This window comes from Phyllobacterium sp. RCAM01083 (genome assembly GCF_055685835.1).
The window spans coordinates 451,030-473,229 of sequence record NZ_JBVFZN010000005.1; the positions used below are offsets into that span (position 1 = coordinate 451,030).

General features: G+C 61.4%; 19 protein-coding genes. 15 read left to right on the plus strand and 4 right to left on the minus strand.

The features are described 5' to 3' along the window. Nucleotides 1-197 precede the first annotated feature (197 nt). The 5 genes from ACZ25R_RS08860 (at nt 198) to lpxC (ending at nt 6,331) form a co-directional block, all read left to right on the plus strand. Nucleotides 198-1,124: a D-alanine--D-alanine ligase gene (locus ACZ25R_RS08860; protein WP_472460745.1), complete on the plus strand. Its 927-nt coding sequence runs from the start codon at nt 198-200 to the stop codon at nt 1,122-1,124. Then, a complete protein-coding gene (locus tag ACZ25R_RS08865) occupies nt 1,112-2,053 on the plus strand; it encodes a cell division protein FtsQ/DivIB (protein ID WP_472460746.1) in 942 nt (313 codons plus the stop codon). The genes ACZ25R_RS08860 and ACZ25R_RS08865 overlap by 13 nt, the downstream gene beginning before the upstream one ends. Next, entirely contained in the window at nt 2,050-3,372 is a 1,323-nt protein-coding gene (gene ftsA, locus ACZ25R_RS08870; RefSeq protein WP_472460747.1) for a cell division protein FtsA, read from the plus strand. Before ACZ25R_RS08865 ends, ftsA begins: the two co-directional genes overlap by 4 nt. Nucleotides 3,373-3,438: 66 nt before the next feature. After that, on the plus strand, nt 3,439-5,133 hold the full coding sequence (gene ftsZ / locus ACZ25R_RS08875) for a cell division protein FtsZ (RefSeq protein WP_472460748.1): 1,695 nt from the start codon (nt 3,439-3,441) through the stop codon (nt 5,131-5,133). Between the two features lie 250 nt (nt 5,134-5,383). Further along, nucleotides 5,384-6,331 (plus strand): UDP-3-O-acyl-N-acetylglucosamine deacetylase, encoded by a 948-nt coding sequence (gene lpxC, locus ACZ25R_RS08880; RefSeq protein WP_472460749.1) that lies wholly within the window; start codon nt 5,384-5,386, stop codon nt 6,329-6,331. 164 nt (nt 6,332-6,495) lie between these two features. Here the strand turns inward: lpxC and ACZ25R_RS08885 are convergent, their stop codons facing one another. Beyond that, a complete protein-coding gene (locus ACZ25R_RS08885) occupies nt 6,496-7,398 on the minus strand; it encodes a LysR substrate-binding domain-containing protein (protein ID WP_472460750.1) in 903 nt (300 codons plus the stop codon). A gap of 139 nt (nt 7,399-7,537) precedes the next feature. Here ACZ25R_RS08885 and ACZ25R_RS08890 point away from each other — a divergent pair, with 139 nt between their 5' ends. The 10 genes from ACZ25R_RS08890 to ACZ25R_RS08935 all read left to right on the plus strand — a co-directional run bounded on the left by ACZ25R_RS08890 (nt 7,538) and on the right by ACZ25R_RS08935 (nt 18,521). After that, nucleotides 7,538-7,927, plus strand: a complete 390-nt coding sequence (locus ACZ25R_RS08890) for a tautomerase family protein (protein ID WP_464661230.1) — start codon at nt 7,538-7,540, stop codon at nt 7,925-7,927. 32 nt (nt 7,928-7,959) lie between these two features. After that, a complete protein-coding gene (locus ACZ25R_RS08895) occupies nt 7,960-8,394 on the plus strand; it encodes a cupin domain-containing protein (protein WP_472460751.1) in 435 nt (144 codons plus the stop codon). After that, entirely contained in the window at nt 8,391-8,954 is a 564-nt protein-coding gene (locus ACZ25R_RS08900) for a DUF4865 family protein (protein WP_472460753.1), read from the plus strand. Before ACZ25R_RS08895 ends, ACZ25R_RS08900 begins: the two co-directional genes overlap by 4 nt. 225 nt (nt 8,955-9,179) lie before the next feature. Then, a complete protein-coding gene (locus ACZ25R_RS08905; protein ID WP_223612741.1) occupies nt 9,180-10,049 on the plus strand; it encodes an outer membrane protein assembly factor BamD in 870 nt (289 codons plus the stop codon). A gap of 23 nt (nt 10,050-10,072) precedes the next feature. Then, complete coding sequence (gene recN / locus ACZ25R_RS08910) at nt 10,073-11,752, plus strand: DNA repair protein RecN (RefSeq protein ID WP_472460754.1); 1,680 nt, start codon at nt 10,073-10,075, stop codon at nt 11,750-11,752. Nucleotides 11,753-11,989: 237 nt separating this feature from the next. After that, nucleotides 11,990-14,134: an NAD-dependent DNA ligase LigA gene (gene ligA, locus ACZ25R_RS08915; protein WP_472460755.1), complete on the plus strand. Its 2,145-nt coding sequence runs from the start codon at nt 11,990-11,992 to the stop codon at nt 14,132-14,134. After that, a complete protein-coding gene (locus tag ACZ25R_RS08920) occupies nt 14,131-14,835 on the plus strand; it encodes a DUF2461 domain-containing protein (protein ID WP_463012113.1) in 705 nt (234 codons plus the stop codon). Before ligA ends, ACZ25R_RS08920 begins: the two co-directional genes overlap by 4 nt. A 224-nt stretch (nt 14,836-15,059) precedes the next feature. Continuing rightward, entirely contained in the window at nt 15,060-17,324 is a 2,265-nt protein-coding gene (locus ACZ25R_RS08925; RefSeq protein ID WP_472460756.1) for a TonB-dependent hemoglobin/transferrin/lactoferrin family receptor, read from the plus strand. Nucleotides 17,325-17,476: 152 nt separating this feature from the next. Continuing rightward, nucleotides 17,477-18,223 carry an AzlC family ABC transporter permease gene (locus ACZ25R_RS08930; RefSeq protein ID WP_472460757.1) on the plus strand — a complete coding sequence of 249 codons (747 nt, stop codon included), beginning with the start codon at nt 17,477-17,479 and terminating at the stop codon, nt 18,221-18,223. A 1-nt stretch (nt 18,224) separates the two neighbouring features. Beyond that, nucleotides 18,225-18,521: an AzlD family protein gene (locus ACZ25R_RS08935; RefSeq protein WP_464661223.1), complete on the plus strand. Its 297-nt coding sequence runs from the start codon at nt 18,225-18,227 to the stop codon at nt 18,519-18,521. Between the two features lies 1 nt (nt 18,522). Here ACZ25R_RS08935 and ACZ25R_RS08940 read toward each other — a convergent pair whose 3' ends face one another. The 3 genes from ACZ25R_RS08940 to ACZ25R_RS08950 form a co-directional block, all read right to left on the minus strand. Beyond that, nucleotides 18,523-20,349, minus strand: a complete 1,827-nt coding sequence (locus tag ACZ25R_RS08940; RefSeq protein WP_472460758.1) for an aminopeptidase P family protein — start codon at nt 20,347-20,349, stop codon at nt 18,523-18,525. A gap of 167 nt (nt 20,350-20,516) precedes the next feature. Beyond that, nucleotides 20,517-21,398, minus strand: coding sequence for a 50S ribosomal protein L11 methyltransferase (locus tag ACZ25R_RS08945; RefSeq protein ID WP_472460759.1), 882 nt, complete (start codon nt 21,396-21,398; stop codon nt 20,517-20,519). Nucleotides 21,399-21,582: 184 nt separating this feature from the next. Beyond that, nucleotides 21,583-22,176 (minus strand): SCO family protein, encoded by a 594-nt coding sequence (locus ACZ25R_RS08950; RefSeq protein ID WP_223612749.1) that lies wholly within the window; start codon nt 22,174-22,176, stop codon nt 21,583-21,585. Between the last annotated feature and the right edge of the window lie 24 nt (nt 22,177-22,200).

Below are 22,200 nucleotides of genomic sequence, written 5' to 3' on the forward strand. Positions count from 1 at the left end.
TTTTACGCCAAATTTCATTGTTGAATCAAAGGGGACTTGTCACGGAATCAACTCTCTGATTCTTTAGGGGCAAGCGTTAACTGATTTGAGTCGGCTGATTTGGTCAGCCTCGGGTGCCTGCGGTCTTGATCGCCGGGCGTGCGGAGACTCATGTCGTTTTTCGGCTTTGATGGGGATGTGTACAAGGGGTTGCCTTCATGGCGAAAAAGCATGTTGCGGTGCTGATGGGCGGATTTTCATCGGAGCGTCCGGTGAGTCTCTCCTCGGGCAATGCCTGCGCCGATGCTTTGGAGGCCGAGGGCTATCCGGTCACTCGCGTTGACGTGACCCGGGACATCGCCAGCGTGCTGGCTGAGCTGCGCCCCGATGTAGTGTTCAATGCGCTGCATGGTCCTTTCGGCGAGGACGGTACGATCCAGGGCGTCCTCGAATATCTGGAAATTCCCTATACCCATTCCGGCGTGCTCGCGTCGGCGCTGGCCATGGACAAGGAGCAGGCGAAGACCATCGCCAGGGCTGCCGGTGTTCCCGTGGCTGAAGCCAAGGTGATGAACCGTTTCGATTTCACCGCGAAACATCCGATGAAGCCGCCCTATGTGGTCAAGCCCGTCAATGAGGGGTCGAGCTTCGGTGTCGTCATCGTCAAGGAGGATCAGTCGCATCCGCCGCAGGTGATCACCTCGCCGGAATGGAAATATGGCAACACCGTCATGGTCGAACGCTACATCCATGGGCGCGAACTGACATGCGCCGTGATGGGCGATGTAGCCATCGGGGTGTGTGAAATCATTCCCGTGGGTCATCAGTTCTACGATTATGATTCAAAATATGTTGCAGGCGGATCAAATCATGTGTGTCCGGCTAAAATTTCACTAAAAATTTACCAAAAAATACAAACACTAGCACTCAAGGCGCATCAGGCAATTGGATGTAAAGGGATTAGCCGGTCGGACTTCCGTTACGACGACCGTTTTTCCGAAGATGGCGAACTGATTTGGCTGGAGATAAACACCCAGCCGGGCATGACTCCAACATCTCTTGTACCTGATATCGCCAAAGCCGCAGGGCATACCTTCGGTGAATTGTTGAGTTGGATGGTGGAGGACGCATCGTGTTTGCGTTGAAGGGCAAAAAAGTGCACCCCCGGGGTGTGGCGCCAGTGTCTTCGGACAGGATGGCGGCTTTTGGCCGTTTCCGCTTCGTCCTGCCGAAATTCCTGCGCAAGCCTGTGCGCGTCTTCACCCGCATGGTCGAAGGGGAGGTTCATATCCCCAATCATACGGGAACCCTCGGCGCTGTCGTCTTTCTGGCGCTGACCGGCGCTTACGGTGCCATTCTTGGCGGCCATGCTCCCGAGGTGGTCAAGGTAACGACATCGACCTTCGGTTTTGCCATCGAAGACGTGAAGGTGGTCGGCAACAAGGAAACTTCCGAGATCGACGTGCTCGGCGCGCTTGGCCTCGATGGCGAGACCTCGCTGGTCGGCCTGAGTGCCGCCGATGCGCAGAAGGCCGTGGCAACGCTGCCGTGGGTTGAATCCGTCGATGTGTTCAAGGTCTATCCGAACACGATCCAGATTTCGATTCACGAGCGCTCCGCCCTGGCTGTCTGGCAGAACGGCGATGATCTCTCGATCATCGACGAGGATGGCCGCGTGATCGTTCCCTATTCGTCCGGCCGCCATTCGGCGCTGCCGCTGATCATGGGCGCGGGTGCCGACAAGCAGGCGAAAATGCTGTTCGCGCAGATTGCAGCGTTTCCGGATGTCGTATCGCAGGTCCGGGCCTATGCCCGCATCGGCGACCGGCGCTGGGATCTGATCCTGAAGAACGGCGTGACGGTGATGCTGCCGGAATTCCGTATCGATCAGGCACTGGCCGATATCGTGAAGATGGACCGGAAGGACGGGCTGTTGTCCCGGGCGATCGCGTCGGTCGACATGCGGCTTGCCGACCGGGTTGTTTTGAAGCTGACGCCAGATGCGATGGTGCAGCGCGTAGAGTTTTTGAAGGCGCGAGACAAGGCGCCTAAGCGTTCGGAGAAGCGTATATGAGTATTCTGAACGGAAAGAGCACGTCGACTGGAGCTGCTTCCGCAAAACGGACGCGGTCTTTGACGGTTCTTGACATCGGTTCAAGCAAGGTGTGCTGCATCATCGCCCGGCTGCGTCCGCGCGAGGAAAGCGCGCATCTGCCCGGCCGCACCCATCGCATCGAGGTGCTCGGCATCGGCCACCAGAAATCGCGCGGCATCAAATCAGGCGTCATCGTCAATCTCGACGCGGCCGAGCAGGCCATCCGCCTGGCGGTCGATGCGGCCGAACGCATGGCTGGCCTGACCGTCGATTCGATGATCGTCAACATTTCCGCCGGGCGCCTGAAGAGCGAAAGCTTTTCCGCCAGCATCAATCTGGGCGGCCATGAAGTCGACCAGTCCGATATCCGCCGCGTGCTGGCCGCCGGTGCCAAGCAGGCGCTGGCAACGGAACGCCATCTCGTGCATTCGCTGCCCATCGGTTATGCGCTCGATGGCGAAAGGGGTATCCGCGATCCGCTGGGCATGATCGGCGATACGCTTGGGGTCGAGATGCATGTGCTGACCGCCGATGCGGCGCCGCTGCGCAACCTCGAACTCTGCGTCAACCGCTGCCACCTCTCGGTGGAGGCGATGATTGCAACCCCTTACGCCAGCGGCCTTTCGGCGCTCGTCGACGACGAAGCGGAAATGGGCGCGGCCTGCATCGACATGGGCGGCGGCACCACCACCATTTCCGTGTTCTCCGAAGGCAAGTTCATCCATGCGGATGCCATCGCCATCGGCGGCAATCACGTGACGATGGATGTGGCGCGCGGTCTTTCCGCCCATATGGACGACGCGGAACGGCTGAAGGTCATGCACGGATCGGCCCTGCCAAGCGCTGCCGATGACCGCGATCTCATCAGCGTCTCGCCGCTCGGCAATGACGGCCGCGACGTTCCCAACCAATATCCGCGCGCGGTGCTGACACGCATCATCCGGGCGCGCGTTGAAGAAACACTGGAATTGGCACGCGACCGCCTCAACCAGTCCGGCTACGGCCAGATTGTCGGCAAGCGTGTTGTCCTGACAGGCGGGGCCAGCCAGTTGGCGGGTTTGCCTGAAGTGGCGCGCCGTATTCTGGCCCGCAACGTACGTATTGGCCGTCCTCTGGGTGTGACGGGGCTTCCCGAAGCAGCCAAGGGGCCAGCTTTCTCCGCAGCGGTGGGTCTGTTGATCTATCCGCAGGTGGCAGGAATTGAGGAGCGTTCTGTAAAGGCCGGTTCATCATCGCTGATGACGGGTACGGGTGGGCGTTTTCAGCGTATCGGCCAGTGGCTGAAAGAGAGTTTTTGATCAATCCGGGGAAACCCAAAAGAGATACCGCGGCGGCGAAGCGGTAAAGGAAAAAGGAACAAACAAATGAGCATCAATCTGCAAAAGCCGGACATTACCGAGCTTAAGCCCCGGATCACCGTGTTTGGTGTTGGCGGTGGCGGTGGCAACGCGGTCAATAACATGATCAATGCCGGTTTGCGCGGTGTTGAGTTTGTTGTGGCCAATACGGATGCGCAGGCCCTCTCGCAGTCGAAGGCTGAACGTCTCATTCAGCTTGGTGCTGCGGTAACCGAAGGTCTGGGCGCCGGTTCGCAGCCGGAAGTCGGCCGCGCCGCCGCTGAAGAATGCATCGATGAAATCAACGATCACCTGCAGGGCACGCACATGTGCTTCGTCACCGCCGGCATGGGTGGCGGCACCGGTACCGGTGCTGCGCCCGTTGTTGCCCGCGCCGCCCGCGAAAAAGGCATCCTGACCGTGGGTGTCGTCACCAAGCCTTTCCATTTCGAAGGCCAGCGCCGCATGCGCACCGCCGATATGGGCATCGAGGACCTGCAGAAGAATGTCGACACACTGATCGTCATTCCGAACCAGAACCTCTTCCGCATCGCCAATGACAAGACGACCTTTGCCGATGCCTTCGCCATGGCGGACCAGGTTCTCTACTCCGGTGTTGCCTGCATCACCGACCTGATGGTCAAGGAAGGCCTGATCAACCTCGACTTCGCCGACGTGCGTTCGGTGATGCGCGAGATGGGCAAGGCGATGATGGGTACGGGCGAAGCATCCGGCGATGGCCGCGCCATGGCCGCTGCCGAAGCTGCCATTGCCAACCCGCTGCTCGACGAAACCTCGATGCGCGGCGCCAAGGGCCTGCTGATCTCGATCACCGGCGGCCGTGACATGACGCTGTTCGAAGTCGACGAAGCGGCAACGCGCATTCGCGAAGAAGTCGACCAGGATGCCAACATCATCCTCGGCGCGACCTTCGACGAAAGCCTCGAAGGCATCATCCGCGTTTCGGTCGTGGCAACGGGTATCGACAAGCAACTGGGAGAGTCGGCCCCTGCGCCGATCGAATTTCGCCAGCCGATGAAGCCGATTGCCAAGCCGGTCCAGCAGCCGGCCGCACGGGTCGAGACTGTTGCGCCGCGCCCTGTCGTGCAGCAGCCGGCAGCCCGCCTTGCCGATCCGGTCGCCGACGCCATCCGCGCCGCCGAAATGGAAATGCCGCTGCGCGCACCGCAGCCGGCGGAACAGGAATTCCGTCCGCAGAGCCGCATTTTCCAGGCACCTGCGCCGGAAGTGTTCGACGCACCGGTTGCCGCAGCACCGCAGCAGCCTGTCCATCAGCCGGCGCCGCAGCCGCAGGTCCAGATGCAGGCGGCGCCCGTCGCGCAGCCCGCACCGGCACCGCGCATGCCAAACGTGTCCGACTTCCCGCCGGTTGTTCAGGCGGAACTCAACGCGCGTGATCACGGCCGCGACCAGGCATCCTATGACAGCCACGAAGACCGTGGCCCGATGGGTCTGCTGAAGCGCCTCACCGCCGGCCTGACCCGCCGCGAAGACGACACTGCACGGCTTGAACCGGCACAGCCGCGCGAACCGGCCATGCGTCCGGCAGAGCCGCGCCGCCCGCTGTCGCAGGATGCATCGATCTATGCACCGCGCCGCGGACAGCTCGACGAACAGGGCCGTGTTCAGCCCCAGTCGCGCCAGTCGTCGGAAGATGATCAGCTGGAAATCCCGGCATTCCTGCGCCGCCAGGCCAACTGATCCGATCACGTATTGTTAAGAAATATGAAACCCGCCATTGTCTCAATGGCGGGTTTTTTCGTTCAAACTATTGAAAAACCTCGAAAACGACCTAGTTCTTGTCCGTGCAGGACCTTTGCGGGACTGCCGAAACCGTGATTTTGCCTGACGCCGCGTCAATTGTATCGTCCCGCGCAAAATAGCTGCGGTTCACCTTGATTCTGGCAGAACGGCACAGATTGATTTTACGATGATATGGGCAGAGCAGGGCATGGGGTCTCAGTTGCGCGACTATCAAACGACCATTGCAGAGCGGGTTTCGCTGTCCGGCGTTGGCGTCCACAGCGGCGCACCCGTCACGATGACCTTCGTGCCGTCTGCCGCCGATACGGGCATCGTCTTTCACCGGCGGGATGGCGAAGGGCGCAGCCATGCCATCAAGGCGCTGGTCTCGGAAGTCGGCACGACGGATCTCAGCACCACGCTGGGCAAGCGGAGCGGCGCGACCGTCAGCACCGTGGAACATGTGATGGCCGCGATATCCGGGGCAGGGATCGACAATCTGATCATCGAGATCGACGCGCCGGAAGTGCCGATCGTCGACGGCACATCGGCCGCCTTCCTCGTGGCCTTCGATGAGGCTGGGCTGGTCCAGCAGACCGCCCGGCGGCGCTATATCCGCGTGCTCAAACCGTCGCGCATCGAAGCCGGTGCCTCCTGGGCGGAGTTCGTCCCCCATGACGTCACACGCTACGAGGTGGAGATCGATTTCGACACGCCCGTCATCGGCAGGCAGATCTTTGCCGCAGATATGAGCGAGGCGGTGTTCCGCGACGAGATTGCATCCGCCCGCACCTTCGGGTTCATGCGCGATGTGGAAAAGCTCTGGGCTGCCGGGTTGGCGCTCGGTTCGTCATTGGATAATTCGCTTGTCATCGGCGATGACCATACGGTGATCAATCCCGGCGGCCTGCGCTTTCCCGATGAGTTCGTGCGCCACAAGACATTGGATGCCATTGGTGATCTTGCCCTGGCAGGGGCGCCGTTCATCGGCTGCTTCCGTTCCTATCGCGGCGGCCACCGCCTGAACGCCATGGCGCTGCGGGCACTGCTGTCCGATCACTCTGCGTTCGAGATTGTCGAAACGGCGGGCATCCCGGGGCGCGGGGCGTCCCTCGTCGCGGTCCATGCACCGGTGTTTGCACCCTGGGCTGTCTAGCCAGTCTTGCAATTGATGTCATGCGTGGTTCGACAAGCCCACCATGAGGGATTTGGGTGGGCTGCAATGCCAATCTCGCCGAGGTTGCAGAGTTATAGCTCCCTGCAATCCCCATCCTCCCTCATGGTGAGCTTGTCGAACCACGCACCACCCGTTCAACCCCTCTAAGCGGCCTTTGCTCCCACACGCACTGACTCGTGCAATGCCTGCAGGATGATCGATGCCAGCCGGGCCGTGACCGGCGACGGTTCCGCATCGGCCCGGTAAAGGTCCAATCCCAGATTTGGCAGCAGGGGCAGCCCGTTTTCCCCGGGCGGTATCGCCTGCACCGTTCCCGGCAAGCCGATCGGCGTGCGGATGGTGAGGCCGAGCCCCGCCGCCGTTGCGGCCCACAGGCCACCCAGGCTTGGACTGATGAACGCCAGGCGCCAGGCGATGCCGGCGCGATCCAGCGCATTGATGGCGGCGGTGCGCAACAGACAGGGCGCTTCGAGAGCGGCCAGCGGCAGGGGTTCGCTGCCGGACTTCTGCCACGCCATGTCGGGATTGATGGAGCCGACCCAGCACATGGGAACCTCCATGACGCGTTCGCTGTTGGACAGCGGTGCGCTGTTGTTCCAGGCCAGCGCGAGATCGAGGCGGCCGGATGCGACGCGCTCAAGCAGCTCCGCATTGCGGGCCACCCGCGCTTCGATGCGCACCTTGGGATGGGCCCGCGCAAACTGCCCGAGAATATTGGGCAGCAGGGTTTCGCCGAAATCCTCCTGCAGGCCGAGCCGTACCCAGCCTTCCAGTTCGATGCCGTGAATGGCGCTCGCCGCTTCGTCGTTGAGGTCGAGCAGGCGCCTTGCATAGGCGAGCATCGTCTCGCCCGCGTCGGTCAGGGCAAGGCCGCGCCCGGATTTCTGGAAGATCGGCGTTCCCGCCTGCTGCTCCAGCTTTTTCAGCTGGGCGCTGACAGCAGAGGTCGACCGGCCGAGCCTGTCGGCTGCCTTGGCAAAACTGCCAAGGTCGACGCCCGTCGTGAGGGTTCGCAGAACATCCAGGTCGAATATGGTCCGGCGCATATTTATCGTCCAATTTTTCAGGATCATCGATCCATATATTTCTGATTATCAGGATGATTGTGCGGTGCTAGAACCGTTCCGTCAAGTTCAATTGCGCTTCACACCATGTGCCGGGGCGCCAGACGAAGAGGATCGTTCCATGCCGTTCGCCCGTATTTCCCTCATGCAGGGCAAGTCTGATGATTATCTGAAAGCCGTGTCGGACAGCCTGTATCAGGCGATGATCGAGACGTTCAATGTTCCGCAGAACGATCTTTTCCAGGTCATCCACCAGCACCGCCCGAACGAGTTCATTTTCGACCGCCATTATCTCGGCGGCCCGCGCTCCAACGATTTCATCATCTTTGCCATTACCATCGGCAAACCGCGCGATACGGCGACGAAGAAGGCGTTCTACGAGCGGCTTGTCGAGAAGCTCGCGGTCTCTCCTGGCGTGCGCCCCGAGGATGTCATGATTATCATCAGCACGTCCTCGCGCGATGAATGGTCCTTCAGCAATGGCGGCATGCAGATGCTCGACGTCGCCTGACCCGGCTTTCTCTCAGTACAGGAAATCAGTCCATGAACGACATAACCACGAAACCAAAGGCCTGTCCGGCGGAAATGACGATACGGCGGGCAGGGACGGCAATCGGACGCGCGCCGGAGGGCATATCCTCCGCGCCGTTCTGGGCGGAAATGCTTTTGGAAAGCGAAAGCGAAGGTGAGAACACCGTGATGCGTGCCACCGTCGACCCATCGGTCATCACCCATTGGCACACCCATCCGCGCGGACAGTTTCTCTATGTCCTGTCCGGCGTCGGCCTTGCCCAGAGGGACGGCGGACCGGTTGAAGAACTGCGGGCCGGGGATTGCGTCTGGTTCGCTCCGGATGAACGCCATTGGCATGGCGCCAGCGCTGACAGCGCGTTCTCCTATGTCAGCATTCAGGCCGTGCAAGACGGCAAGTCGGTGCATTGGCTTGAACCCGTCATACGACAAGGAGAACGATCATGATTGCGATGCAGTACAGTTTCACCCTGCCTGCCGATTATGACATGGGGATCATCGACCGGCGGATCGCCGAGAAGGGGCATCTGCTCGACAACTATCCGCATCTGCGCTTCAAGGCCTATCTGTCGGCCCGCCGCACGGATGCGACCCGCAGCCGTGACAACCTCTATGCGCCGTTTTATCTGTGGGACGATGTGGAGGGTTTGAACAATTTTCTCGGCGGGGACGGGTTTGCCGGCGTGTCGGGCGCATTCGGCCGGCCGCAGGTAAAGTCCTGGTTTGTCTGGCAGGCCTTCGTGTCGCCCGACGTGTCGCAGGCGGCGTTTGCGACGCGGGAGATTGTGCCGGTCGACGCCTCCACGCCCCTGGGCGAAAGACGCAAACAGGAAAGCGGGCGGGTGCTGCGGGATGGCGAACACAACGGTATTCTTGCATCCGTGGCGGGTTTCGAGCCGACCACATGGACGGTGGTGCGTTTCCGGCTGTGGGCTGCGGCGCAGCCGGAACAGGCCGATGAGGCGACCCGGATTTACCGGGTAGGGCATATGTCGCTGCCGAAATAAGGGAATATGTTCTTTTCTCAACTCATTTCTGCCTCCGCCACAAATTTGGACGAATAGATGGCAATAAGATTGCTGATTCTGTTGGCTTGTGGTTTAAGAACGCGCAACTGACAGTGAGTTTGACAGTATCTAGAGCATGATGCGCAAACGTGATATCGGATTTGCGCAGAATGCTCTAATTTCTTGAATGGGGCCTAAGACAGAATGGCGAGTTGCAGAATGTCGATGAGTGCAGGGTTTGGCAGCAAGGCCCGGTTGGCCCTTCTTATGGCGTCCGTTGCCGGTGCAACAGCCATTTCCGGTTGTGCTTCGAATGACAAGGATCTCGACCTGTCGGCCTATGTCGACACAATCGAGCCCGCCGATGTGCTCTACAACCAGGCTCTCGCCAATCTGAATGCCGGGCGCCTCGACGAGGCCGCCAAGAAGTTCGATGCCGTCGATCGCCAGCATCCCTATTCCGAATTCGCCCGCAAGGCGCTGGTGATGGGGGCTTTCGCCAATTACCGTGCAGGCAAGTATGACGACTCGCTCGCCATGACCAAGCGCTACATCGCGCTGTATCCGACGCAGCCGGAAGCCGCCTACGCCTATTACATCACCGGCCTGTGCTATTACCGCCAGATTCCGGACGTGACGCGCGAACAGACCATGACACGCCGCTCCATCACGGCGTTCAATGAAGTCGTCGAGCGTTTCCCGCAGTCGGAATATGTCGACGATTCTAAGGAAAAGATCCGTTTCGGCCGCGACCAGCTCGCCGGCAAGGAAATGCAGGTCGGCCGCTATTATCTGGAACGCAAGGAATATCTGGCGTCGATCAAGCGCTTCCGCGGCGTTGTCGAACAGTATTCCAACACCCGCCATGTCGAAGAAGCACTGGCACGCCTGACCGAAGCCTATTATGCGCTGGGTCTGACCAGCGAGGCGCAGTCGGCCGCAGCGGTGCTCGGACAGAACTACCCGGACAGCCAGTGGTACAAGGACAGCTACAAGCTGCTGCAGAGCGGTGGTCTGGAGCCGCGCCAGAATGCCGGTTCCTGGCTGTCACAGGCTGCCCAGACGATCGTGGGCAGCAAGAAAAATGGCGCCTGATCCACTATTAACCTGAGCGATTCATGCTTTCGCACCTGTCGATCCGCGATATTGTTCTGATTGAACGGCTCGACATTGAGTTTCGCGATGGCTTGTCGGTACTCACCGGCGAGACCGGCGCCGGAAAATCCATCCTTCTCGATGCCTTGTCGCTCGCCCTCGGCGCGCGCGGCGATGCCTCGCTGGTGCGCCACGGCGCGGAGCAGGGGCAGGTAACGGCCGTGTTCGACGTGGCGGGTGCCCATCCTGCCCGCGAACTCCTGCGCGACAACGACATCAGCGATGACGGCGACATCATCCTGCGCCGCGTGCAGACATCGGATGGCCGCAGCCGTGTCTTCATCAACGACCAGGCGGCAAGCGTCACGCTGTTGAAGGAGCTCGGCCGGCGACTGGTCGAAATCCATGGCCAGCACGATGACCGCGCACTGATCGATATCGATATTCACCGTACACTGCTCGACGCTTTCGGTTCGCTGGAAACCAAGGCGGCAACGGTCCGCTCATTGCACAAGACCTGGCGGGATGCGGAAAACACGCTGGTGCGGCACCGCGCCAAGGTTGAGGCGGCGACGCGCGAGGCGGATTATCTGCGCGCCTCCGTCGACGAGCTGACAAAGCTTGATCCGGAACCGCTGGAAGAAGAGGCGCTGGCCACCAGGCGCACCGAAATGATGCGCTCGGAAAAGATCGCTGGCGATGTCAACGATGCCAACGAGGTGCTGTCGGGCTCGGGTTCCCCGGTGCCGTCGCTGGCGAGCCTGGTGCGGCGGCTGGAGCGCAAGGTGCCGGAAGCGCCACAGTTGCTGGAGCCGGTGGTCAAGGCCATCGACGAGGCGCTCAACGCCCTGACGGAAGCGCAAAACGGCATTGAACAGGCCATCCGTGCCATTGATTTCGATCCGCGTGTTCTCGAGCAGACCGAAGAGCGGCTTTTCGCCCTGCGCGGTGCGGCGCGCAAATATTCCGTACCGGTGGATGATCTCGCCGGCCTGCGCGACAAGATGGATGCGGATCTCGCGGATATCGATGCGGGCACCGAGCGGCTCGGCGCGCTGGAAAAGGAAGCTGTCGCGGCGCGGGCCGCCTATGACGAAGCGGCGGCGATGCTGTCACGGGAGCGGCACGAAACCGCCGGTCACCTCAAGGCAGCCGTCATGGCCGAGCTTCCGGCGCTGAAGCTGGAACGGGCCGAATTCATCGTCGAGATGGCGGCGGACCCGGAAAACCGCCTGCCCGAGGGCATCGATACAGTCGAATACTGGGTGCGGACCAATCCCGGCACCCGGGCGGGGCCGATGATGAAGGTGGCGTCAGGCGGTGAGCTGTCGCGCTTCCTGCTGGCGTTGAAGGTGGCGCTGGCGGACCGCGGTTCGGCGCCGACACTGGTGTTCGACGAAATCGACACGGGCGTTGGCGGTGCCGTGGCCGATGCCATCGGCCAGCGGCTGCGCCGCCTGTCGGACCGGGTGCAGGTGCTGTCGGTCACCCATGCGCCGCAGGTGGCGGCACGCGCGCAGACGCATTTTCTCATCGCCAAATCCGCCAGGGGCGATGACCGTGTTGCCACGTCCATCCATGCCATGGAAACGGGTGACCGCCAGGAAGAAATTGCCCGGATGCTGGCCGGTGCCAGCGTCACGGACGAAGCACGTGCCGCCGCGGTGCGGCTTCTGCGTGAGAACAGCGCCGCTGCCTCCTGAGCGGGTTGCACGCCTGCGCTGCGTGGTTCGACAAGCTCACCATGAGGGAACTTGGCGTCCTGCAGAATACAAACCTCCCTCATGGTGAGCTTGTCGAACCACGCACCATCTTCATGCAGAGCGGGTTGTGGCAGGAGCTGACTGCAACCTGCCGATCCCGCCGATTTTGAACGGTGCATTTGCGCGCCGCTTCAGTTAATCTCCCGCCGAATCCGTATTTTCAGCGTCGGACAGGCCATGGCAGACATTCCCGTAGAAGAATTGAGCGAAGCAGAAGCGGCAGAGGAACTCGGCCGCCTGGCGGCGGAGATTGCCCAGCACGACTACCGCTACAACACGGAAGATGCGCCGACGATATCCGATGGCGAATATGACGCCCTGCGACGGCGCAACCTTGCCATCGAGCAGCGTTTCCCGCACCTGAAGCGCGAGGATTCACCCTCGAACAAGGTGGGTGCGACGGTCTCGGAAAAATTCGGCAAGGTCACGCATTCCATCCCGATGCTGTCGCTGGACAATGCCTTTTCCGATCAGGACGTGCAGGATTTTGTCGACCGCATCCGCCGCTTCCTCAAGCTGGGCGCCAGCGCGCCGGTTGAAATCACCGCCGAACCGAAGATCGACGGGCTGTCCCTGTCGCTGCGCTATGAGATGGGCCGCCTGGTCACCGCCGCCACCCGCGGCGACGGCACGACGGGTGAAAACGTCACGCTCAACGCGCGTACTGTCGCGAGTATTCCGAATGTATTGAACGGCAATCCGCCCGAGGTGCTGGAGGTGCGCGGCGAGGTCTATATGAGCCATGCGGATTTTGCCGCGTTGAACGAGCGCCAGACGCAGGATGGCAAGCCGGTTTTCGCCAATCCGCGCAATGCGGCGGCGGGATCGCTGCGCCAGCTCGACGCGACGATCACCGCATCGCGGCCGCTGCAGTTTTTCGCCTATGCCTGGGGCGAGGTCAGCGCCATGCCTGCGGCAACGCAGATGGGCATGGTGGAGGCCTTCAAGTCCTACGGTTTTCGCGTCAATCCGCTGATGCAGAAGTTCGAGACGGTGGATGGCCTGGTCAGGCATTATCACCAGATCGAGGAACAGCGCGCGACGCTGGGCTATGATATCGATGGCGTTGTCTACAAGGTTGACGATCTCGCTCTGCAGCAGCGGCTGGGCTTTGTCTCCCGCAGCCCGCGCTGGGCCATTGCCCACAAATTCCCGGCGGAACAGGCGATCACCATCCTGCGGGGCATCGACATTCAGGTCGGGCGGACCGGGGCGCTGACGCCTGTGGCACGGCTCGAGCCGGTGACGGTCGGCGGTGTCGTCGTTACCAATGTGACCCTGCACAACGAGGACTACATCAAAGGCATCGGCCAGAACGGCCAGCCGGTCCGCGAGGGGCGGGACCTGCGCGTCGGCGATACCGTCGTGGTGCAGCGGGCGGGCGACGTCATTCCGCAGATCGTCGATATCGTCGCGGACAAGCCGCGCGGCCCGTCCGCCTATACCTTCCCGGATACCTGCCCGGCCTGCGGCTCGCATGCGGTGCGCGAGGAGGGGGAAGTGGTCCGGCGCTGCACCGGCGGGCTGATCTGCCCGGCGCAGGCGGTGGAGCGCATCCGGCATTTCGTCTCGCGCAATGCCTTCGACATTGAGGGGCTTGGCGAAAAGCAGGTCGAGTTCTTCTTCAAATCCGACGATCCGGCCCTGCATATCGGCACGCCTGCGGATATTTTCACGCTGAAGAAAAGGCAGGCGGCATCGCTGGCCAAGCTGGAAAACATCGATGGTTTCGGCGCTGTCTCCGTCAAGAAACTCTATGACGCGATCGATGACCGGCGACAGGTGGCGCTGAGCCGCTTCATCTATGGTCTGGGCATTCGCCATGTCGGCGAGGTCAATGCCAAGCGGCTGGCCAAGGCCTATCGCTCCTACGCGGCGCTGGCAGCCGTTGCGCAGGCGGCGGCCCTGCCGGCGGACAAGTCCGACAAGGGCAACGACGCCTGGCGCGAGCTCAATGATGTCGAGGGCATCGGCAGCATCGTGGCGGAAGCACTCGTCGATTTCTATGCGGAAGAGCACAACCGGACGGCGCTGGCTGCCCTGCTTGATGAAGTGACGCCGCTGGACGAAGAGGTGCGCACCGTCAGCAATTCGCCGGTTGTCGGCAAGACCATTGTCTTCACCGGTTCGCTGGAGCGCATGTCGCGGGATGAAGCGAAAGCCATGGCCGAACGCTACGGCGCCAAGACGGCCGGGTCCGTCTCGAAAAAGACCGATCTGGTGGTGGCCGGGCCGGGGGCCGGTTCCAAGCTGACGCAGGCACAGTCCCTTGGCATCGAAGTCATCGATGAAGATGCCTGGTTTACCCTGGTGGGCGCATGAGCGAGACGGTTTTCAAGGGGTTTGGCGACAAGGCGCTGCCCTTTCTCAAGGCGCTGGATTTTCACCAGAACCGCGAATGGTTCGTTGAGAACAAGGATCTGTTCGAAGCCCACCTGCACGAGCCGCTGGGCGACCTTATCGATGATCTGATCGCCCGGTTTGAAAAGGCCGGATTGCCGTTCAAGGGTGACCGCAAGAAATCGCAGTTCCGCATCAAGCGGGATACGCGCTTTGCCAAGGACAAGAGCCCCTACAACCGGCATCTCTCCGCACTGCTTTCGCCCGATGGCAGCAAATGGGCCGAATCGGGCTGTTTCTACGTCTGCGTCGGTCTGGAGGACTACAAGGGCTGCTACGCCGCCGTCGCGTGGTGGCAGCAGAAGCCGGAGCTTCTCGCAGCCATGCGCAAGGCCATCGTCGACAAGCCGGAGAACTACCGCGCCATGGTGGCCGCGTTGAAAAAGGGTGGCCTGACCTTAAGCGATTACGACCGCCTGAAGCGCACGCCGCGCGGCTTCGAAACGGTGACCGATCCCGACCTCGTCGAAGCCCTGCGCAACCGGCATTTCGTCGTGCGCCATCCCATTGATCCGGACGGCATCACGTCGCCGGCGCTTGCCGACGAACTCTTCGCCTTTGCATTGAAGGCCAAGCCGCTGATCGACTGGGGAAAAAAGATCGAGGGAACGCTGGTTTCCTGATGTGCCGACGGGACAAATGTGGTGCTGCGGCAACACCGTTCCGGCCAATAAATCGGCCTGAAATAATCGGTGTATTTAATATTGACTTTTATAGTCATGTTTTTGTACTGAACAAATGTACAGCGTGAATACACGCAGATAATTTCCGCTCAGCAAGCCATGAACACGGCGCGGTCTTCGCGCTCAACGTTAAGCCAGCCAAGCATTCTCTCGGGGGTTTGGATATGGTTTTGACACGGAACATGCTTGCGCGCCTGATGTGCGGTAGCGCGGGTACCCTGCTGGTTGTGGGATTGGGCACGGGCGCAGCGTTTGCCCAAAGCGCACCGGCAACGGGCGAAACAATCGAGCTGGCGCCCATTGTGCTCAAGCGCAATCAGAGCGGCACGGAGGCGACGCCGCTGACGGCGACGACCGAGCGCGAAACCATCCAGAAGCGGATGGTCGATAATTTCCAGGATCTGGGGCGCCGGGTTGATGCGGGCGTCAATTTCAACTCCACCTCGAAGAGTATCAATCTGCGCGGTCTCGACCAGGACCGGGTGTTGACGACGATCGATGGCATCCGTGTGCCGTGGATTTCCGATCCGCGCGGAACGCAGGGCGGTCTCGACGGTTTTGATTTCGACGGGCTCTCCAAGATTGACATCACCAAGGGCGCCGACTCAAGCCGTTACGGTTCTGGCGCGCTGGGCGGGGTTGTCCAGATGCGCACGCTCGACCCGTCCGATGTCATCAGCGATGGGCGCAACTGGGGCGTTCTGACCAAAGGTACCTATGACAGCGGCGATCGCAGCTGGCGCAGCAATGCGGCGGTTGCGGCGCGCGCCGGCAACACCGAATTCCTCGTGCAGGGCGGGTATCGCCAGGGGCACGAAAAAGATACCCCCGGTGATATCGGCGGTTATGGCACTGGACGCACAGAGGCCAATCCACTCGATTACGATCAGGGCAATGTGCTGGTAAAACTCTACCAGAATGTCGAGGGCGGCCATCGTTTCGGCCTGACCGGCGAAATCTTCAAGAAGGATTCCGATTCGGACAATTTTATCGGAACGACATCGGCCTATGTGCCCGACAGTTTCAAGTCCGGCGAGAACTATGAGCGCAAGCGCATTTCCGGCAGCTATGACTACATCGCCCCGGACAAGGGCGGCTGGGTGGACGAGGCGCACGCCGTTGCCTACTGGACGCAGCAGACCCTGACCAATACGACCGATGCCATCCGCTTGCCGGATGCCAGGGCGCGGATCATTCGCGGCGACCCGTTCCGCTATGGCTTCCCCTCGGGCGTGTACAAGCGCGACAACGAGCTGAACCTCGATGCCTATGGCTTTACCGGCTATGTGGTCAAGGAAGCCGAGATCGGCGACATCCGGCACAAGTTCCGCATCGGTACGGAAATCTACCGGCAGAACATGCATCAGTACGCGGCGGGCGTCGACAATTGCCCGAGTGTCGACTGGAGCAAGCTGCCCCAGCCCTTCGGCCCGCAGACCTGCCGCATGCTGCATGCCAACAGTTCCGACATGCCCGACGTGCAGTCGACCGGATTCGGCATCTATGCCGAGGATGATATCGAGCTTCTGAATGGCCGTCTGACCCTGACTCCGGGCGGGCGTTTCGACTGGTACGAGCACAATCCGCAGTCGACCGCAGCCTATGAGCATGGCCCCAACTTCAACGGGACATTGCCGGCGTCCAACAGCGACTCGCGCTTTACGCCGAAGCTGCGGGCGACCTATCACGCCACCAGCGAACTTGATTTCTATGTGCAGTGGGCGCAGGGCTTCCGCGCGCCGTCCGCGCAGGAACTGTTCCAGAACTACGGCGCGCCCGGTTCCTATGCCCGTGTCGGCAATCCCGGCCTGAAGGCTGAGACCAGCAATGGTTTCGAGGTTGGCGCCAAGTATGAGAGCGACAGATATGCGCTGTCGGCCAGCGTCTTCAACAATTACTACCGCAACTTCATCGACAACGTGACCATTGCTCCGCCCGGCGGCGAGTATCCGGTTGGCGGCATCACCGGTTATGCCAATCTCAATCGCGTGCAGATCTACGGTGCCGAACTCAATGGCCGCGTCAATTTCGCCGAGAACTGGGTGACATGGGCATCGGTTGCCGTCTCGCAGGGCAAGAACACCGAAACCCAGGAATATCTGAACTCCATCCCGCCGATCCGCGCGATTGTCGGCCTCGGCTATAACGCCGACAGCTGGGGTGCCGACGTGTCGCTGACGATGGCCGCAGCGCGCGACAAGGTCAGTGGCGGCGGTTTCGTTGCTCCAGGCTATGGCATCGTCGATACGACAGCCTATTGGGAGCCGAAGTTTGCCAAGGGCATGAAGCTCCAGGCCGGTGTCTTCAACGTCTTCGACAAGAAATACTGGAATGCTACGGATGTCCCGAACGATATCAATCTCGCGGTGGCCGACCGCTACGCCGAAGTGGGCCGCAGCTTCCGCATTTCGCTGACCCAGAAGTTCTGAGTTCAGACGATTGCCGGGTCTGGTGTGCGTGTCGAACCACGCACACTATCGACGCAGTTGGCCAGGCTGTTCGACGCTGCAGCAACATTGATGATAGCAATCAACAATTCTCACGTGACAGGCTGGCCAACCTGCCTTAGACCACGCTCATCATGAGCGAACAAACATATCAAGACGAAACCACCGTTGCGCGGCGGGCAGGCTTTGGCGTGGAATTCTGGCAGGGGTTCCGTCGCGGGCTTCCCGTGATGATTGCCTCGGCGCCTTTCGGCCTGCTGTTCGGCGCGCTTGCCATCGACAACGGCTTTACCGTATTTGAAGCGGTGCTGATGAGCGCGGCGATTTTTGGCGGTGCGAGCCAGATGGTCGGCATCGAGCTGTTCGGCCACAATATTCCGGCCTGGCTGATCGTCTTTTCCATCTTCGCGGTCAACTTCCGCCACGTGCTGTATTCGGCTGCCGTCGGCCGCCGCATCGGCCATTTCACCATTCCCGAAAGCCTGCTGAGCTATTTCCTGCTGACCGATCCGCAATATGCCGAGACCGAAAAGCGGGCGGAGTCCGGCGTGCCCGTCACCTTTGCCTGGTATCTCGGCGTGGCGACGCCGATCTATGTGATGTGGGTGGTGGAAGCGTGGATTGGCGGGCTCTTCGGCAATCTGATCAAGGATCCGCACGCTCTGGGGATCGACATGCTGCTGCCCATCTATTTCCTCGGCCTGGTCATGGGTTTCCGCAAACGCTCCAACTGGGCGCCCATCGTCATTGCCAGCGGTATCGCATCGATAGTCGCGGCCAAGACCATCGGCTCGCCCTGGCATGTCAGCATCGGCGCGCTCGCCGGTATCCTGACCGCCGTGATCGTGGCGAAACCCGACAAAACTGCGGGGGAGAACTGAGATGTCGACGATCTTCTGGATTATTCTCGCCGGTGCCGTGCTGACGTTCCTGACCCGCATTGGCGGTCATCTCGTCCTGTCGCGCTTCGACCGCGTGCATCCGCGCGTCGAAGTGGCGCTCAATGCCGTGCCCGCCGCGGTTCTGACGACGCTGGTGGCGCCCGCCATCGCCACGGCGGACTGGCGCGGCGTGGTTGCGCTGGTGTTTGCCGGGCTGGTTTCCCTGCGGTTCAACGCGCTGACGATGTTTCTCGCCGGCGCAGCCATGATCATCCTGCTGCGCCAGCTTCACGTATAAGTTACCCGAGCGGTTCGGTTGCCTTGATCAGCCAGTCGCGGTCGGCAGCAACGGTGTGCGGCAGCAGAACCTCGCGCACCTTCGCGTGATAGGAATCGAGCCATACCAGTTCTTCCCGGATCAGCAGGCTGGTATCGATCAGGCGCTTGTCGATCGGGCAGAACGTGATCGTTTCGAAACCCATCATCGGGATATCGCCGCCCTCGGGTACGACAGGTTCCGTGACAATGAGCAGGTTTTCCGTGCGGATGCCGTAGCCGCCGGGCTTGTAGTAGCCGGGTTCGTTGGACAGGATCATGCCCGGCAGCAGTTCGTGCGTGCCGCGCTTGGAAATGCTCTGCGGACCCTCATGTACAGACAGGAACGAGCCGACCCCATGGCCGGTGCCGTGGCCGTAATCATAGCCCTGCTTCCACAGGGCGATACGGGCGAGCACGTCGATGTCCATGCCGCGCGTGCCCTTGGGGAAGCGCGCGGTGGTGATGGCGATGACGCCCTTGAGCACCAGCGTGAACTTGCGCTTCATGTCGTCCGTCGGTTTGCCGACGGGGAGGGTGCGGGTGATATCGGTCGTGCCGTCGCGGTACTGGCCGCCGCTGTCGATCAGATAGAGTTCGCCATCCTGCAACTTGCGGTTTGACTGGGTGTTGACGCGGTAATGGGCAAAGGCGCCATTCGGCCCCGCACCGGAAATGCTGTCGAACGAAAGGTTTTCCAGCGGCATCTGGAACCCTTCGGCCACGCTGCGGCGGGTTTCCTCCAGCTTCTTCGCCGCATTGATCTCGTCGATTGTGCCGGGTACCTGCGCGTCGACCCAGGCCAGGAACGACACCATGGCAATGCCGTCGCGCTCATGCGCTTTGCGCGCGCCAGCCAGTTCCGCCGGGTTCTTCAGGGCGCGGGGCAGGCGGGCGGGATCCGTACCTTCGACAATCCTGCCGCCGGCATGGTCGACCACGAGCCGCAGTTTTTCCGCCGCGAGCGCCGGGTCGAGCATCACGGTCTTGCCCTGTGCGCCGAGGCTGGCGACATCCGCTTCAAGGGCCGATGGCGGGCGCAGCGTTGAGAGCTGGGTCAGATAGGCCTCCGTCTCGATGGGCAGCTTGCGCTTGTCGATGAAGAGCAGCGGTTCTCCGGACACCGGGATGATGGCGAAGGACAGGGGCAGCGGCGTGTTGCTCACATCATTGCCGCGGATGTTGAAGGCCCAGGCGATGGAGGAGGGATCGGTCAAAACGGTTGCGTCAGCCTTGGCCTTTTCCACCGCTTCGGCCAGTTCCTTCAGCTTGTCGCTGGCGAGTTTCCCGGCATATTTTTCCGGCTGGATGGTCACGGCTTCGAGCGGCGGGGCAGGCTGGTTTTCCCAGACCAGATCGACCAGATTGTGCTCGACCGCCACCAGCGTGCCGCCATTGGCTTCCAGCGCTTCGCGCAGCGCCTTGGTTTCGGCAATGGTGTGCAGCCACGGGTCGAAGCCGATGGTCAGTTTGCGGCCGCTGTTGCGCAACCAGACCGGCGGCGGGGTTTCCACCAGGCTTTCCACGCTGAAAACAGCCGGGTCGGTCTGCTCGGCGGCCTGCAGGGTGTAGCGGCCGTCGACAAAGAGATGCGCCTGTTTCCTGAGGACAAGCACGACACCGGCAGAGCCGGTGAAGCCGGTCAGCCAGGCCAGGCGCTGGGCGCGCGGCGGTACATATTCGCCCTGGTGTTCGTCGGCACGGGGAACCAGAAAACCGTCAAGACCGAGGGATTCGAGTTCGGCGCGCAGCTTGGCAACGCGCGGGGCGCCGGTGGCCGGATTGCTGACGACCTCAAACGACTGGAACATGGTGATGCAAACCTCTGCTGTTGGGTGATGGAACCTATCTTTCGATCACGGCGGAGGCAATGGAGGCACGCGGTTTGCACCGGGTTTTTCAAGACGGCATGCGCCAAAGAACCGGGCACATGCCTACGCCGTCTCAAACAAAGGGCAGCGAAAGCTGCCCTTTTCATTCAGTAGGTGGATTTCGCCTTGAGGTGCAGGGTGACCCAGCCCTCGCGCCGCAGCGTTTTCTGGTGGAAAAGACCCTGTACGCGATAGGCCGCCAGCACCTTGTCACGCTGGGTTTCCAGAATGCCCGAGAGAATGAGCGATCCGCCCCAGGCCAGATGCTTGCGCATCTCCGGCGCGAGCTGCATCAGCGGGCGGGCGAGGATATTGGCGACGATCAGGTCGAACGGCGCGGCAAAGCGCATGGCCGGGTGATGGAAGCCCGTGGCCGTCTCCGTCTGGACGCGCGCAGCGACGCCGTTCTTCACCACATTGTCCTGTGCCACCGCGACGGCCACCGGATCGATATCCGTCGCCAGAACCGGAATGGGGGCAAGCTTGGCAATGCCGATGGCCAGCACGGCGCTGCCGGTGCCCAGATCCAGCGCATTGCGCGGATGTTCGCGGCGGATCACCTCGCCGATCATGTCGAGGCAGCCGGAGGTGGTGCCGTGGTGGCCGGTGCCGAAGGCAAGGCCGGCGTCGATCTCGATGCCGAGATCGTTGATGCGGCGCTTGTCGCGGTCGTGCGAGCCGTGCACGAAGAACCGTCCGGCACGCACCGGCGAGAGGCCTTCGAGCGAATGGGCGACCCAATCGATATCGGGTACCTGTTCGCGCTGCACGTCGAGGTTGACGGCATGGCTGCCCAGGATATCGCGGATGCGCGGCTCGATCTCGTCGGGCTCGAACGTATAGACCGAGACGTCGAAGATTTCCGCATCCTCGTCCACTTCGAAGGTGGAGATCGGCAGGCCATCCTCTTCAAAGGCGAGCTGCAGCAGATCGAACACGCGGTCGGCTTCGATCTTGCCAGCGGTGAGGAACAGGCGGGTCTGGGTCATCGGGTCGGATACTTTCGAAATGGCAGGTGGCTCTGCTTGGTCCTGAGTGCGTGGTTCGACAAGCTCACCATGAGGGAAGCCGAGTGTTGCAGGGAGTTCTATTCTGCAATGTTTCAGTTTGGCCTTGCAGCCAACACCTTCCCTCATGGTGAGCTTGTCGAACCACGCACCATTAGATAGTGCATCAGCTCTTGGCCAGACGTTTTAGCTTTGCCACAGCCGTATCAGGATTTTCGCCATAGGCAATGGTGCCGAAGAAACCGCCTTTGCTATCCAGAAGAAAGACCGAGGCGGTGTGGTCCATGGTGTAGTCGCTGCCTTGGGTGGGAACCTTGCGCGCATAGACGCTGTAGCCCTTGAGCATCGCCGCCATCTTGTCCGGATCGCCTGTTATGCCGGTGATGCGGTCCGAGACATTGCCGACATAGGTTTTCATGACGTCGGCGGTATCGCGTTCGGGATCGACGGTGACGAAATAGGCGTTGATATTCTGGCCTTCAGGCCCGAGCTGCTTCAGCCAGGCATCGAGTTCGAACAGGGTGGTCGGGCAGATTTCCGGGCAATGGGTGAAGCCGAAGAACACCGCTGACGGTTTTTGCCGGAACGCCGCCTCGGTGACCGGCTCGCCGTTCATGGTCACAAGCTGAAACGGTACGCCGAAGGGGCCGGCATTGGCGGAGCCCGGCTGATGGCGGTAGGACTGGAACGTGATCCATCCGGCCGCGGCGGCCAGCAGCATGATTGCCACGACAAGAAACGGCATCAGACGTCTGTTCATAAGTACATTTCCTCTGGGGGCTGT

Bases quoted from the DNA above. Each gene is read 5' to 3' on its own strand.
- ACZ25R_RS08860 (WP_472460745.1), top strand. From the start codon at position 198: ATGGCGAAAAAGCATGTTGCGGTGCTGATGGGCGGATTTTCATCGGAG.
- ftsA (WP_472460747.1), top strand. From the start codon at position 2,050: ATGAGTATTCTGAACGGAAAGAGCACGTCGACTGGAGCTGCTTCCGCA.
- ftsZ (WP_472460748.1), top strand. From the start codon at position 3,439: ATGAGCATCAATCTGCAAAAGCCGGACATTACCGAGCTTAAGCCCCGG.
- lpxC (WP_472460749.1), top strand. From the start codon at position 5,384: ATGGGGTCTCAGTTGCGCGACTATCAAACGACCATTGCAGAGCGGGTT.
- ACZ25R_RS08885 (WP_472460750.1), bottom strand. From the start codon at position 7,398: ATGCGCCGGACCATATTCGACCTGGATGTTCTGCGAACCCTCACGACG.
- ACZ25R_RS08890 (WP_464661230.1), top strand. From the start codon at position 7,538: ATGCCGTTCGCCCGTATTTCCCTCATGCAGGGCAAGTCTGATGATTAT.
- ACZ25R_RS08895 (WP_472460751.1), top strand. From the start codon at position 7,960: ATGAACGACATAACCACGAAACCAAAGGCCTGTCCGGCGGAAATGACG.
- ACZ25R_RS08900 (WP_472460753.1), top strand. From the start codon at position 8,391: ATGATTGCGATGCAGTACAGTTTCACCCTGCCTGCCGATTATGACATG.
- ACZ25R_RS08905 (WP_223612741.1), top strand. From the start codon at position 9,180: ATGAGTGCAGGGTTTGGCAGCAAGGCCCGGTTGGCCCTTCTTATGGCG.
- recN (WP_472460754.1), top strand. From the start codon at position 10,073: ATGCTTTCGCACCTGTCGATCCGCGATATTGTTCTGATTGAACGGCTC.
- ligA (WP_472460755.1), top strand. From the start codon at position 11,990: ATGGCAGACATTCCCGTAGAAGAATTGAGCGAAGCAGAAGCGGCAGAG.
- ACZ25R_RS08920 (WP_463012113.1), top strand. From the start codon at position 14,131: ATGAGCGAGACGGTTTTCAAGGGGTTTGGCGACAAGGCGCTGCCCTTT.
- ACZ25R_RS08925 (WP_472460756.1), top strand. From the start codon at position 15,060: ATGGTTTTGACACGGAACATGCTTGCGCGCCTGATGTGCGGTAGCGCG.
- ACZ25R_RS08930 (WP_472460757.1), top strand. From the start codon at position 17,477: ATGAGCGAACAAACATATCAAGACGAAACCACCGTTGCGCGGCGGGCA.
- ACZ25R_RS08935 (WP_464661223.1), top strand. From the start codon at position 18,225: ATGTCGACGATCTTCTGGATTATTCTCGCCGGTGCCGTGCTGACGTTC.
- ACZ25R_RS08940 (WP_472460758.1), bottom strand. From the start codon at position 20,349: ATGTTCCAGTCGTTTGAGGTCGTCAGCAATCCGGCCACCGGCGCCCCG.
- ACZ25R_RS08945 (WP_472460759.1), bottom strand. From the start codon at position 21,398: ATGACCCAGACCCGCCTGTTCCTCACCGCTGGCAAGATCGAAGCCGAC.
- ACZ25R_RS08950 (WP_223612749.1), bottom strand. From the start codon at position 22,176: ATGAACAGACGTCTGATGCCGTTTCTTGTCGTGGCAATCATGCTGCTG.